Origin of the sequence: Ectobacillus soli (assembly GCF_042610425.1) — a bacterium.
Taxonomy (GTDB): Bacteria; Bacillota; Bacilli; order Bacillales; family Bacillaceae_G; genus Ectobacillus.
Genome location: NZ_JBGJZM010000001.1, coordinates 1,659,013 through 1,672,403, shown reverse-complemented (window position 1 = coordinate 1,672,403; position 13,391 = coordinate 1,659,013). Strand labels below are relative to the sequence as shown.

Annotated in this window: 18 protein-coding genes; 13 read left to right on the top strand and 5 right to left on the bottom strand. The window is 39.0% G+C overall.

Annotated features, from left to right (window positions below; genetic code table 11):
* The first annotated feature begins 5 nt into the window (after positions 1–5).
* The 9 genes from ACAN53_RS08710 to ACAN53_RS08670 all read left to right on the top strand — a co-directional run bounded on the left by ACAN53_RS08710 (position 6) and on the right by ACAN53_RS08670 (position 8,137).
* Positions 6–1,661 carry a GspE/PulE family protein gene (locus ACAN53_RS08710; RefSeq protein ID WP_379969052.1) on the top strand — a complete coding sequence of 552 codons (1,656 nt, stop codon included), beginning with the start codon at positions 6–8 and terminating at the stop codon, positions 1,659–1,661.
* A 15-nt stretch (positions 1,662–1,676) separates the two neighbouring features.
* Positions 1,677–2,714 carry a type IV pilus twitching motility protein PilT gene (locus ACAN53_RS08705; protein ID WP_379969050.1) on the top strand — a complete coding sequence of 346 codons (1,038 nt, stop codon included), beginning with the start codon at positions 1,677–1,679 and terminating at the stop codon, positions 2,712–2,714.
* Positions 2,715–2,717: 3 nt separating this feature from the next.
* Entirely contained in the window at positions 2,718–3,926 is a 1,209-nt protein-coding gene (locus tag ACAN53_RS08700; RefSeq protein ID WP_379969048.1) for a type II secretion system F family protein, read from the top strand.
* Between the two features lie 21 nt (positions 3,927–3,947).
* The gene (locus ACAN53_RS08695) at positions 3,948–4,385 is read left to right on the top strand and encodes a type IV pilin protein (RefSeq protein ID WP_379969046.1); all 438 of its coding nucleotides are present in this window, start codon (positions 3,948–3,950) and stop codon (positions 4,383–4,385) included.
* 133 nt (positions 4,386–4,518) lie between these two features.
* Positions 4,519–5,271: a prepilin peptidase gene (locus tag ACAN53_RS08690; protein ID WP_379969044.1), complete on the top strand. Its 753-nt coding sequence runs from the start codon at positions 4,519–4,521 to the stop codon at positions 5,269–5,271.
* A gap of 15 nt (positions 5,272–5,286) precedes the next feature.
* Positions 5,287–6,252, top strand: a complete 966-nt coding sequence (pilM, locus tag ACAN53_RS08685; protein ID WP_379969042.1) for a type IV pilus biogenesis protein PilM — start codon at positions 5,287–5,289, stop codon at positions 6,250–6,252.
* 3 nt (positions 6,253–6,255) lie between these two features.
* A complete protein-coding gene (locus ACAN53_RS08680) occupies positions 6,256–6,849 on the top strand; it encodes a hypothetical protein (RefSeq protein ID WP_379969040.1) in 594 nt (197 codons plus the stop codon).
* The gene (locus ACAN53_RS08675; protein ID WP_379969038.1) at positions 6,846–7,604 is read left to right on the top strand and encodes a hypothetical protein; all 759 of its coding nucleotides are present in this window, start codon (positions 6,846–6,848) and stop codon (positions 7,602–7,604) included. The genes ACAN53_RS08680 and ACAN53_RS08675 overlap by 4 nt, the downstream gene beginning before the upstream one ends.
* A gap of 221 nt (positions 7,605–7,825) precedes the next feature.
* A complete protein-coding gene (locus ACAN53_RS08670) occupies positions 7,826–8,137 on the top strand; it encodes a cyclic-phosphate processing receiver domain-containing protein (protein ID WP_379969037.1) in 312 nt (103 codons plus the stop codon).
* 88 nt (positions 8,138–8,225) lie between these two features.
* Here the strand turns inward: ACAN53_RS08670 and ACAN53_RS08665 are convergent, their stop codons facing one another.
* The 4 genes from ACAN53_RS08665 to phaQ all read right to left on the bottom strand — a co-directional run bounded on the left by ACAN53_RS08665 (position 8,226) and on the right by phaQ (position 10,085).
* Positions 8,226–8,411 (bottom strand): small, acid-soluble spore protein, alpha/beta type, encoded by a 186-nt coding sequence (locus ACAN53_RS08665; protein ID WP_379969035.1) that lies wholly within the window; start codon positions 8,409–8,411, stop codon positions 8,226–8,228.
* Positions 8,412–8,541: 130 nt separating this feature from the next.
* Positions 8,542–8,985 carry a MaoC family dehydratase gene (locus ACAN53_RS08660; RefSeq protein WP_379969033.1) on the bottom strand — a complete coding sequence of 148 codons (444 nt, stop codon included), beginning with the start codon at positions 8,983–8,985 and terminating at the stop codon, positions 8,542–8,544.
* 101 nt (positions 8,986–9,086) lie between these two features.
* Positions 9,087–9,608 carry a polyhydroxyalkanoic acid inclusion protein PhaP gene (phaP, locus tag ACAN53_RS08655; RefSeq protein ID WP_379969031.1) on the bottom strand — a complete coding sequence of 174 codons (522 nt, stop codon included), beginning with the start codon at positions 9,606–9,608 and terminating at the stop codon, positions 9,087–9,089.
* A 39-nt stretch (positions 9,609–9,647) separates the two neighbouring features.
* The gene (gene phaQ, locus ACAN53_RS08650) at positions 9,648–10,085 is read right to left on the bottom strand and encodes a poly-beta-hydroxybutyrate-responsive repressor (RefSeq protein ID WP_379969029.1); all 438 of its coding nucleotides are present in this window, start codon (positions 10,083–10,085) and stop codon (positions 9,648–9,650) included.
* Between the two features lie 178 nt (positions 10,086–10,263).
* On the opposite strand from phaQ, the gene phaR reads away from it, so the two are divergent.
* The 3 genes from phaR to phaC all read left to right on the top strand — a co-directional run bounded on the left by phaR (position 10,264) and on the right by phaC (position 12,641).
* Positions 10,264–10,698, top strand: a complete 435-nt coding sequence (gene phaR, locus ACAN53_RS08645; RefSeq protein WP_379969027.1) for a polyhydroxyalkanoic acid synthase subunit PhaR — start codon at positions 10,264–10,266, stop codon at positions 10,696–10,698.
* Positions 10,699–10,733: 35 nt separating this feature from the next.
* Positions 10,734–11,477 (top strand): 3-oxoacyl-ACP reductase, encoded by a 744-nt coding sequence (locus ACAN53_RS08640; protein WP_379969025.1) that lies wholly within the window; start codon positions 10,734–10,736, stop codon positions 11,475–11,477.
* A gap of 78 nt (positions 11,478–11,555) precedes the next feature.
* A complete protein-coding gene (phaC, locus tag ACAN53_RS08635) occupies positions 11,556–12,641 on the top strand; it encodes a class III poly(R)-hydroxyalkanoic acid synthase subunit PhaC (RefSeq protein WP_379969023.1) in 1,086 nt (361 codons plus the stop codon).
* A 64-nt stretch (positions 12,642–12,705) separates the two neighbouring features.
* Here the strand turns inward: phaC and ACAN53_RS08630 are convergent, their stop codons facing one another.
* The gene (locus ACAN53_RS08630; RefSeq protein ID WP_379969021.1) at positions 12,706–13,083 is read right to left on the bottom strand and encodes a DUF3905 domain-containing protein; all 378 of its coding nucleotides are present in this window, start codon (positions 13,081–13,083) and stop codon (positions 12,706–12,708) included.
* A gap of 149 nt (positions 13,084–13,232) precedes the next feature.
* On the opposite strand from ACAN53_RS08630, the gene ACAN53_RS08625 reads away from it, so the two are divergent.
* A complete protein-coding gene (locus ACAN53_RS08625) occupies positions 13,233–13,379 on the top strand; it encodes a hypothetical protein (protein WP_379969017.1) in 147 nt (48 codons plus the stop codon).
* Positions 13,380–13,391: the final 12 nt, after the last annotated feature.

Sequence of the window (13,391 nt, the reverse complement as noted above, 5' to 3'; positions counted from 1 at the left end):
AATATATGAAACGTTTACGAGTTCGGTTAGGTGATTTGCTCGTTCAAGAAGGTCTGATTTCAGAAGAACAGCTCCAAACAGCTTTAAAAGAAAAAGGACCTCAACAAAAGATTGGCGATGCTTTATTACAGCGTGGGTACATAACGGAGCAGCAGCTAATGGAAGTATTAGAGGTGCAGCTCGGTATTCCGCATGTTAGTTTATTTCGTTATCCGTTTGATGATTCCCTGTTTCATATCGTTCCAAAAGAGGTTGCCAAACGTAACTTAGTTGTTCCTTTAAAGAAGCAAGGAGATAAGCTTTTCGTAGCGATGGCCGATCCGATGGATTATGTAGTGATGAATGATCTTCGTCTTTCAACGGGGTTTCAAATTGAACCGCTTATTGCTGCAAAAGAAGATGTATTACGAACAATCACTCGTTATTATGATATGCAGGAGTCCTTTGATGAATGGACAACAGAGCAAGAGCCTGAACAGCAAGAAGAGGTACCAATGGAGGAAGACTCTCCAGCGATTAAGCTCGTAAATCAAATTGTACAATATGCAATTCAACAAAAAGCAAGTGATATTCATATCGATCCGCAGGAAAAAAATATCGTTGTTCGATATCGTGTAGACGGTCATCTTCATACAGAGCGTGTCTTACCAAAATATATGCAAGGGATGATAACGGCACGTATCAAAATTATGTCAGGCATGGATATTACGGAACAGCGTGTTCCACAGGATGGACGCATTCGGTTTCATTACGATTATTATCAAATTGATTTACGTGTTTCCTCACTTCCTACGATTTTTGGGGAAAAGCTCGTTCTTCGTTTACTTGATTTAGGAAATTCACTAAACGATATAACAAAGCTTGGATTTAACACTATAAATTTGCAGCGATTTCTTGGCTTTTTACAAAATCCACATGGCATTATTTTAATTACAGGTCCAACAGGAAGTGGAAAATCCTCTACCTTATATGCAGCGTTAAATAAAATGAATAATGAAGAAGTGAATATTATTACAATTGAAGATCCAGTTGAATATCAGCTTGAAGGTGTGAACCAAATTCAAGTCAATCAAAATACAGGAATGACATTTGCAACAGGGCTTCGTTCTATTTTGCGTCAGGATCCGGACATAATTATGATTGGGGAGATTCGTGACCGCGAAACGGCTGAGATTGCAATCCGTGCTTCCTTAACTGGGCACATAGTATTAAGTACGATTCATACAAACAATTCGATTGCAACAATTTCTCGTCTTCTTGATATGGGGGTAGAATCGTTCCTTCTTGCTTCATCCTTATCGGGGATTGTGTCACAACGATTGATTCGAAGAATTTGCCGAGATTGTAAGGAAGAGCAGGAAGCAACTGATCGCGAAAAAGAAATTTTTGCTAGCCGTGGTTTAACCATTGATAAAGTATACCGTGGTAAGGGCTGTCCAGCTTGTGATATGACCGGATATAAAGGACGGATTGCCATTCATGAACTTCTCGTTGTGAATGAAGAGGTGCGAAATGCGATTGCAAATGCAGAAAGCTTTGCTACCATTCGAGATATTGCTGTTGCAAATAAAACAATTTTTCTCCTTGATGATGGCCTATTAAAAGTAAAACAAGGCTTTACAACCACGGAAGAAGTACTTCAAGTAGCTATGGAACAATAGAAAGGAGACGGTAGCGTGCAAAAGTTAACAAAATGGTTGTATGAAGTGTGCGAAATGAAAGCCTCAGATTTACATATTACAACAGGAATGCAACCAACCTTTCGTATCTACGGTGACCTTCATCGTATGGAAGAACCATCTCTTGAGGCAGAAGATGTATATAACATTGCTAGAAGCATAACAACAGAAGAACAATGGCGCATGTTTGAAGAAAAAGGAGAGCTTGATTTTTCCTATGAAATAAAAGGGTTATCACGATTCCGTTTGAATTTGTTTCATCAGCGCGGGAATATTGCGTTAGCGATTCGGGTTATACCGAATAAAATTCCAAGCTTAGAAGATTTGTTTTTACCACCGGTGTTAAAAAAGCTAGTGAAAAAACCGCAGGGATTGTTTCTCGTAACCGGTCCTACAGGGAGCGGGAAATCAACAACACTTGCTTCTATGATCGATTATTTAAATCGAACAGAGCGGAAACATATTATAACTCTTGAGGATCCGATTGAATATGTTCATAATCATCGCAGCTGCATTGTTCAGCAACGGGAAGTAGGGCAGGATACGAAAAGTTTTGCAAATGGACTGCGCGCTGCTCTGCGTCAAGATCCAGATGTGATATTAGTCGGAGAAATGCGTGATTTAGAAACAATCAGTACAGCTATTACCGCTGCCGAAACGGGCCATCTTGTGCTTGCGACCCTTCATACGTCAAGTGCTGCTGCAACGATAGAACGGATAGTTGATGTATTTCCAGGAGATCAGCAAAGTAAAATACGGCTGCAGCTTGCTACCGTATTAGTTGCTACGGTTGCTCAGCGTTTGTTTGCACGTATGGACGGCGGGGGACGGATTGCTGCTACGGAAATTCTTATGAACAATGCTGCAGTTTCGAATTTAATTCGTAGTGAAAAGCTTGAACAGCTTCCTAGTGTGATGCAAACCGGACGTGAGCAAGGTATGCACACGTTAGAGATATCGATGAAGGACTATGTTGCAAAAGGGATTATTTCCTATGAAGCGGCGCAACCATTTTTACACGAAAGGGAAGTGTAAACGATGCCGCAATTTCAATATGTAGTTCGTACGAAAACAGGAAAAAAGCAGACTGGGAAACTTTCAGCGATTTCTAAACGGGAAGCATATGGGAAATTGCGAGATAAAGAAATGCGAATTTTGGATGTGAAGGAAGTACCGGAAACTCTGTTAACAAAAGAGATTACCTTCGGTGCTGTGCTGAAGCTTCGTGACTTTGTCGTTTATTTACGGCAATTTTCTACTTTGCTGCAGGCTGGTGTAACGATTGTCGATGCAACAAGTATTCTCCGAAATCAAACGGAAAGCAAAGTGCTTCAAAGAACACTGGAAACCGTAGAAGATGATTTGCGTGCAGGTCGAAGTTTGTCGAGTGCATATGCAGTGCATAAAAAAATGTTTTCTCGTATGTTTATAAGTATGGTGAAGGCTGGGGAATCAACGGGACAGCTAGATGTAACGCTCGAGAACATGGCAAATTATTTTGAAAAGCAGCTACGCACAAGGCAAAAAATTCAATCGGCCATGGCCTATCCGCTCACGGTAGCGATCATTGCAATTGCTGTAGTCGTATTCTTACTCGTCCAGGTTGTGCCTACGTTTGTAACGATGTTTAAGGAGAACAATGCGAAGCTTCCTTGGCTAACACAGGCGGTTGTTTCCTCTAGTAATTGGATGCAGCATTATTGGTGGATTTTACTGCTTATAATTATCTTCTTATATATGAATTTTATGTTAATAATGCGGAATACAAGTAGTAAATTTTATGTCGATTATGCTATACTAAAGCTGCCTTTAATAGGAAAATTGTTTCAAAAAGCGGTAATTGCAAGAATGACTCGTACGCTGAGTTCCCTTGTATCAGGAGCCGTTCCGATTCTTCAATCGCTAACCATTGTAGAGGATGTAGTAGATAACGAGGTTGTAGCGCGTGCCATTCGAAAATCGCGCGAGGCACTTCAAAATGGGAAACCTCTTTCTGATCCAATGAAAAATCACTGGGTATTTCCCGCACTTGTCTCTAGTATGATTGCCATTGGGGAGGAAACAGGATCCCTTGATAGCATGCTTGAAAGGGTAGCTGATTTCTATGAGGCAGAAGTAGAATCTGCGACAGATCGCTTTAAGGCGCTCATTGAACCCGCAATGGTAGTGTTACTCTCAACAGTCGTAGGTACAATCGTTCTAGCAATTATGATTCCGTTATTCACAATTTATCAAAATATACATTAGACTGAGAGGAAGTGCGTTAGCATGTTGAAGAAATTCTTGAAAAATGAAAAAGGGCTAACCCTTGTCGAATTGTTAGCAGTTATCGTAATTTTAGGTATCGTTGCTGCTATTGCAATTCCTAGTATTGGTAGTATTATTCAGAAGTCGAAAGAAGATGGCGTGAAAGCCGATGCAATTACAGTAATTAATTCTGCAAAAACGTATGTAGCTGCAAATGGTGTGCCTGCGGTCGCTACTGCTGGGGATAAGACTACAACAATTACTAGCACTATGCTACAACAATATGTAAGCAATGTAAAATTAACTTCTTATAGTGTAACGGTTTCTACTGATGGAACAACATTTAGTATCACTGGTACTGGTGTAGCTGGTGGGGTAACAATTACATTTACAAATGCTACAATAGACGGTATTAATACTGATACTGGATATGGTACAAATCGTACTATTGCAAAATAATTAATGGATTAACCATTTATTAGTATTGAGTAAAAAAGGGTATGAAAAGGAGCCTTCACGTTCCCTTTCTCATACCCTTTCTTTATATAGTAATAGTTTTATAGATGAGGTATAGATAAGGAGTTTGGTAACGATGTGGTTTGTCTATGCATACATATTTGTAGTTGGTCTGGTGCTTGGTTCCTTCTATAACGTTGTTGGTCTGCGCGTACCAGCTAAAAAATCCATTGTGAGGCCTCGGTCGGCTTGTGCATCTTGCGGACATACATTAACATATGCAGAGCTGGTTCCTGTGTTTTCGTATATTTGGCAACAAGGCAAGTGCAAAACCTGCGGTGCTTCGATTTCACCTATTTATCTAATCTTTGAACTGCTAACAGGTTTGTTATTCGTTTACACATTCGATTTGCTTGGATTTCAAGCAGAGGTATTTGTCGGTTGGACACTTGTGTCTCTTCTTATCATTATTGTCGTGTCTGATTTGACCTATATGCTCATTCCTAATATCATTTTGTTATTCTTTTTCGTTATTTTTGCAATTGAGCGATTGATTATTCCCTTGCAGCCTTGGTGGTCTAGTTTGAGCGGAGCAGGCATTGCTTTTATTCTCTTATTTCTCATTGCTGCGTTTAGCAAGGGGGGAATGGGCGGAGGAGACGTAAAGCTCTTTGCCTTATTAGGATTTGTGCTAGGCGGCAAGCTCGTTATCTTAGCGTTTCTTTTATCTGCATTTTTTGGAACGGTATTTGGCTTACTCGGCCTCATGACAGGTCGGTTGAAACGGAATAAGCCAATGCCGTTTGGACCCTATATTATGATGGGTACACTCGTTGCGTATTTTTTCGGAAACGAGATGATTCGATATTATATTTCACTTTTCTATTAAGCGGTGATGACAACTATGGCATTTTTAATTCCGACTCGAAAAAAATCTATCGGCTTAGAATGTAAAGATTATGTAATACGTTATGTAGAAGGTCGAGGTTCATCCTCGACTCAGGTTCATTCGTTTGGAGAGACATATATTCCGCCAGGTATTGTAAAAAGCGGAATGATTGTGGATACAAATTCATTTGAATTACTCCTTCGCAACTGTGTATCAAAATGGGGACTGAAGAAGAAAAATATTCACTTCATTGTTCCTGATGCGTATGTCATAGTGCGAAAGCAGCAAATCCCTGCTGATATTACGGAGGAAGAAATTCAAGGTTACATTAATTTAGAACTTGGTCATAGCATTCATCTTCCATTTGAGAGTCCAACGTTCGATTTTATTCAGCTTGGTCAAAAGGAAGATCAGCAGGAAATCATGTTATTCGCATCTCCAGAGAATCTTGTTGTATCATATGCCACGATGTTTGAGAAAGCAAAGCTCAATCCGGTTTCTGCAGATCTTTCTTCTCTATCTCTTATGCGGCTCTACGAAGAATCGAAACTGACGAATGAGAAGGAATTGCTGTTAGTAAAGCTAGATGTTTCAGATGCAAACATTACTATATTTCATGGAACGACTCCCGTCTTTATGCAAAATCAAAAATTTTCTTATGAGGATTCGATTGAGCTTTCCTCAGATGGCATGACCGTTCGTAATAAGGAGATGGTCATGACGGAAATGGATGAGCTTATGGAGGAAATGGATCGTATCCTCCATTTTTATAAGTATTCATTTATGGGCGGATCGGGGAATATGCAGAAGCTCCTTCTTGTTGGAGATCATCCATTACTTGAAGAAGTGTACGGAATGATGCGGAATCGTTTGCCGTTTGCTGTGGAGTTTATGCATGTATCCTCAGTTACGGTGAACAAAGATAATGACCTTCGTCCTAAATATTATCCTGCCCTTGGATTGATTGGGAAAGGAGTGTAGCTTATGGTAGCCAATATTAACTTGCTCCCAAAGCAGCAGAAGGAAGGTTCTTCATCTCGTATACTGATTCTAATACTAAGTATCGTATTTCTCGGCCTGGGAGCTGCAACCTATGTAAAAATGCAACAAATTAACTCGCAAACAACTGATTTGAGTAAGCAACTGGCAGTCGCTAAAGTAAAGGTTGAGACGCAGCAAAAGACAGCCGCATCCACAACGAGTACTGTAACAGGAGCAGATTTAGAAAAATCAGCAAAAGCGTTAGCGGATGGCCAGATAAAATTGCTTCCTGTACTTATAAAAATGACGAGCTTCCTTCCAGGGAGGGGTGTGTTCGTATCGTTTGTATATAAGGATCCCAATACGATAACCACTGAAATACGGTTTGATGATAAGCAAGCAGCTGCCTACTACTTTAGCCGATTAGGAAGCGAGCCATGGATTCAAGAGGCAAAGCTATCTTCTATAAAGGCACAGGATGTTCAAAGTCAAAATCAGCAGGTAACTAGCAATCCAACACCTCGTTATATCGCGCAGTATGTACTTGTCGTCAATAAAGACAAAGTAAAGGAGCTGGAGAAGGAGGGGAAACAATGAATTTTCATTTTTCCAGAAAACAACTCACCATTTTCTTACTCAGTCTCCTGATTATAATGGGATCCTATCTATTGGTGTATTTTGTTTGGATTAAACCAGCTGAATTAAAGGTGACACAAACGGAGCAACAATTAAAAACGGAACAGCTCCTTCTAGCAAGAGTTGTGCAGCCTGGGCAGACGGATAAAGTAAGTAATGGAACGAGTGATTTCGTACTAAAGCAGCTTCCTGTGAAGCCGCTTGTGGATGAATATATGCTAGAGTTAACAAAGGCGGAGGGAATTTCGGGGGTTACGATTCGAAATATTACCCTGCAAGAAACGGCTCAAACGAATGGAACAGCTAATTCTACAAACACAAATGGGGCTACAGGAACTACTACAACGCAAAGTACGACAAACCAAACAAATAACACGGCGACACAAGCGTCTACTAATCAGAAACAAGCAACGAGTGCGCCTGTACCTATTACACTAAATATAGACGTACAATATAATGTATATGAACAGCTACAATCGTTTTTAAAGGAATTGGAAGGGATGCAACGCATAACATATGTACAAGGTATAGCGTTTCAAGGGCGAGATGAAGTTACGCAACCAAACACGAAGATCACACCTTATCATTGTATTTTGCAGATAGCAGTATATTATATGCCATCTATGAAGGACTTAGAGCAAGGAGTGCCAAGCATCCAGCTTCCACCACTATGCAAAAACCGCAGTAATCCTGTAGAGCCCCAGCAATGTAAATAAGAAACGGGCATCCTGCAAATTGTAAGACCACTGAAAATAATACTATTTTCAGTGGTCTTACTTAGGAATAGGAAGATATGGTTCAAATTGCGCTCGCTCGGGGAAAAAGGATACAGGGGGTAACAAAAGAAAAATTAAAAGCGGATGTTACTATTTGATTGGTCTATCCTATTATTAGGTACATTTCGCTTTTTGAAAAAGTATGATTGTGAGTGATTGAAATGAATATATTTATGGATGATCAACGCCCTGCACCATACGGATTTATCCTGGCAGAATCTATTGAGGAGGCTCTTCATCTCGTTCGAACAAATGCGGTTCAAATACTGTCGCTTGATTATAATATGGGATTTCGTAAGCAAACGGGACTAGATTTTGTCGAAGTTTTTTGTAAAGAAGGGTTGTATGCAAATGAAATCATTTTACATACAAATGATATTATTGGAAGAAAAAGAATGGAAGAGAGATTTCTCCAAGGCAAAGAAAAAGGTGAAATAAATTCCTTAATAAAAGTTGTCATACAATCGTATTAAATCACTGCATACACAGTGATTTTTTTCTATTCTTACGTTTATTTGCGGACAGTATAACTGTCCGCATAGCCATTTCTATATATGAGGTTTATCCCTTTATTTGTTTTTGTGCCATTGCTACTAATCGTTTCGTAATTTCTCCGCCAACTGAACCATTCGACCGTGAAGTCGTATCGGATCCTAATGTAACTCCAAATTCACTGGCAATTTCGTATTTAAATTGATCTAGCACTTGAGCAGACCCAGGGACGAGAAGTTTATTTGTAGTTGTCATATTAAATTCTCCTTTTTATCCATTCCAGCATGTGCTGGTATACCTAGCATTTGTGTTTTAGTCGGTATCATACGCGGAAGTAATAGGGGAAGATGTAAGTTGTTGGACATAAAAAAAGGAGCAGCTGTAGCTACTCCATCTTCATAATCGCTGCTATTCCCTCGACTACAATTTCATTATGCTGATTGTACACATTCGTTTGCAATGTAATTATTTTTTTATCATCGCGTTTTTTTATTACTTCTGCCACAACAGAAATGGTATCTCCTATCGAAACCGGAGCTTTAAAGCTGACCTGCTGGGATAGATAAATCGTATTTTTTCCAGGTAACTTGGTACCAAGTACCGTAGAGATAAAACTGGCTACAAGCATACCATGTGCAATTCTTTGTTGAAACATTGTTGTTGATGCAAATTCTTTATCTAAGTGAATTGGATTAACATCACCGGTAAAGGTTGCAAATGATTGGATTACATCGTCTGTTATTGATTTGGTAAATGTAGCTTTATCACCTATCGTAATATCATCGTAACGAACATCAGGAACGAGCTTAGATTGCTCTAGAAGGTTCATGTCATCCTCCTTTTTCAAATTGCAGAAAAATGTAGGCGGTAAGGATGAGTATGGTTTACGGTTCAGACGAGTAATATGAGTACGTACCGATATTTTTCTGCTTAAACAGTAGTGTATAACTTGTTTGCTTGCTCTTCGAATTTTTTTGCTGCTTCTACTTGCTTTGCTTGAAGATCTTTTAAAAAGCCTTCAATTTGTTCTTGCGCAGCTTCGCGTTGTTGTTGTTGTTGTGCAATCCAATTTGTATAGATTTCTTCAAATTGACCACTTGTTTGTGAGAGTAGAGACAGAGAAGTTTTTGCAGGAGCTAACGTGATGTTTTGTACTTGATCGGATAATTCCGTCCATTTTTCTTGCCATTGTTGTACTTGCTCAGCGTAAGTAGCACCAACAAATCCTTTTACATAATCAACATATTGCGTTTGTAGTTGTGCCAGGTTTTGTTTCCATTCTTGTTCTACAGTGTCTACGCTTTCTCTTATTTTTTCAAATACTTCTTGTTGCTGTTTCAAGCTATCTACTGTAATTTGTTCCACCTGTTTTCCAGCTGAAGTTAGCAAAGACAGAGAATGTGACCAATTGTTCCAGAATGCTTCTACCAATTCATTAGGCTTTAGTTCCATGTTTATTCCTCCTAAAATTTTCATATGTGTGAATGCAGATTATTCTGCAGAATCACCGTCGGATTTTTCTGTTTCCCATGGTGACGGAAACGGGAAAAATGCGTTCGTGTACAGTTGGAAAAACGTTCGCAACATATGCTGATATTGCAAGAAGGAGGAGGCGCACGTTTCCAAATAGGTTTCTCCATATTTTGTTATGGAATAGATTCGCTTAGCAGGGCCATCTTCACTAGTGTCCCATGTGGAGGAGATGAGATTTTCCTTTTCCAATTTACGCAATGTTCGATACACATTGCCTTGATCAATAGAGGGAAATCCTAAATCCACCAACATCTGTATGAGTTTGTACCCGTGTAAGCTCCAACTTTTTAAACAAAGAAGCAAGAAGGGAACGAGAAAATTTTTCGGCATTGCATTCAGATGCATGGACGAACGTTCTTCTGGTTGCCCAGCTTGATTTTGATCTTTACTTTGCAAGATTATCACCTCAGGCTAACTTGTGAGTATCCATATGTGTAATTTACACTTAGATGTGAGAATAGTCAACAAAAATGTTTTTATTTGTAAAAAGTTCTTGCCTACTTCTATAAAATGTTGGAAAATAAAGAAAACAATGTATTGTTTTTAAATATGTGGGCAAAGGGGTGTAGGGATGATGGCTGATCAAAAGTTCGATCCGCTGAAAACGTGGAAAGATGCGTATGAGCAAACAGAGAGACTTTGGGGAAAGTCGATGAATGAAACTATTAAGTCAGAGGAATATTCAGCTTGGATGGGCAGCGTGTTGGATGTAAATTTGTTTTATCAAAAAGTAATGAATGATATGACAAAGGGATATTTAGAAAAGGTAAATCTTCCAACACAGGATGATATCGCTAGAGTAGCTACACTTGTTGTGAACTTGGAAAATAAAGTTGATAACATGGAAGAGCTTTTAGAAGAAAAAATAGAAGTCTTTGAACAATCTTCTTCTACTAAGCGTGATTTAACAAAGTTGAAAAGTGATATACGTTCGTTAGAAGCAAAACTTGATAAAGTAGTTGAGCTATTGGCAAGTAAACAAGAATCTCACGTACCAGAGACAAAATAATAAATATACTAAGAGATATAGAAAGGGGAATGAATATGAAACATTTAGAAGGCAAAGTAGCTATTGTAACAGGGGGAGCAAAGGGAATAGGTGAGGCAATTTCGAGAGCGCTTGCAAGTGAAGGAGCAAAGGTTGTTATTAACTACAATAGCAGTAAAGATGCTGCTGAAGCTCTTGTTAAATCTATAGTAGATGAAGGAAACGAAGCGGTAGCTATACAAGCAGACGTTTCAAAAGTGGACGAAGCGAACCAGCTTATAGCTTTTGCAGTTGAAACATTTGGGCAGCTAGATATACTTGTAAACAATGCAGGGATTACAAGAGATCGTACTTTTAAAAAGTTGAATAGAGAAGATTGGGAACGTGTAATTGATGTGAATCTAAATAGCGTTTTCAATACCTCAAGTGCGATTCTCCCGTACATAACACAATCGGAGGCTGGTAGAATTATTAATATTTCCTCCATCATTGGACAGGCTGGTGGTTTCGGTCAGACAAATTATTCTGCAGCAAAGGCAGGTTTGATTGGATTCACAAAGTCATTGGCATTAGAACTTGCAAAAACCAATGTAACGGTTAATGCAATTTGCCCGGGATTTATTGATACAGATATGGTAGCAGAAGTACCTGAGTCTGTTCGTGATCAAATTGTAGCAAAAATACCCAAAAAACGATTCGGTCTACCCAACGAAATTGCACAAGGTGTGCTTTATTTATGTAAAAACGGTGCATATGTTACTGGACAGCAGCTTAATATTAATGGCGGTTTATACATGTAAGGCAGAGACGTAACAGATTGAATCTTGAAGAGGTGCATGTGATTCGTGCACTTCTTTTGAAAAAGGGGGAAATAAAGTATGGTATCAGTTAAGGAAGAATGGGAAAAGCAATGGGAATACTTGCCGAAAGAATTCCGAAATACTTATAATCGAGTAAAGCGTGCAAATGACGTTCTTTGGCGTGAGCCAGATCCACAGGTTGGTCAAACACCGAAAGAAGTAATCTGGACAAAAAACAAAAGTAAATTATATCGCTATGTTTCTAACCATAATGAAACGAAGAAGGTTCCAATCCTGTTGATTTATGCCCTTATTAATAAACCATTTATTCTTGATTTAACTCCCGGGAATAGCCTAGTTGAATATTTAGTAGAACGTGGACACGATGTATATTTACTTGATTGGGGTACGTTTGGACCAGAAGATAGTGTGTTGAAATTCGATGATTTTGTATTGGATTACATTGCAAAGGCTGTTAAGAAGGTTCTTCGTGTTTCTGGTGCGGATGAAATTTCATTGCTGGGCTATTGCATGGGAGGAACGTTAACATCTATTTATGCAGCACTTCATCCTCAAGTTCCTATCCGAAACATTATTTTTCTAACAAGTCCGTTTGATTTTTCTGATACAGGATTATATGGCCCACTATTAGATGAACGATATTTCAATTTAGATAAAGCAGTCGATACGTATGGAAATATTCCTCCTGAAATGATTGACTTTGGAAATAAAATGTTAAAGCCGCTTACAAATTTCACAGGACCTTATGTAGCACTTTTGGATCGTTCGGATAATGAGAAATTTGTACAGAGCTGGAAGCTGGTACAACGATGGGTTGGCGATGGAATTCCGTTTCCAGGCGAAGCATATCGTCAATGGATTCGAGATTTTTATCAGCAGAATAAACTCGTAAAAGGTGAACTGCAAATTAGAGGACAACAAGTGCAGTTAGAAAATATAAAAGCAAATGTGTTGAATATATCTGGAAAACGAGATCATATTGCATTGCCGTGCCAAGTGGAAGCACTTAATCAACATATTTCAAGCACGGATGCACAGTATGTTTGTATCCCAACAGGACATATGAGTATTGTGTATGGTCCAACTGCTATTAAACAAACCTATCCAACTATTGGTGATTGGTTGGAAGAACGTTCTAACTAATTTTCTATAGAAATGTTTAGCTCCTACGGTTGGGACAAAGGCCGTAGGAGCTTTTCTCGCTTTTTTAATCGTTGATACCAAATTGAGGATGCATAAATGCATCTGTATCCGGTTTGTTTTCCTTATTTATGGAAGGTGAAGCTTCGGTTTCCTTCCTTTTTTTCTCTTCTAGAATTTCTTGGTTTTCCCGTGAGGTCCAACCGATATCATTTGTAGGGTGGACCCACTGATCCCCGGCCATAATAGCAGGATCTACATCGGTGCTCCAATTATTCAAGGGACTGTTTTCTGAGTTATACCGACTATCTCCAATAATGACACCATGCTCATTCACAAATGGCGGCTCCATCTTCATTCCCGTACCTTTAAAAGAGGGAAAGTTCATTTGATGTGGTAACGTTTCATCTAATATAGGGGAGGCTTCTTTGTTCTTATCATCCATATACAGATCTCCTTTATATCCCGAAGGATGGATTGCTTTCTTCATAGTTTGAACAGATTTTTTATAATTGTTGCATCGGATGATACGTTAATAATTACCATTTTTATATGTTACAGTTCGTTACATACTAATCAAAATGAGGTGATAAGATGAAGCGAAAGAATGCAGGGCTAGCAGCTGCTAGTAATAATTCTACGCCAAAGGAAAGTATGCCAAAGGATGAATTTGCAGCATTTTCGAAGGAAGAGAGTGCAAAATATGCAAATCGAAATTCAAAAAAAGGTGGACAATCGTAAAAAAAGAGGCAA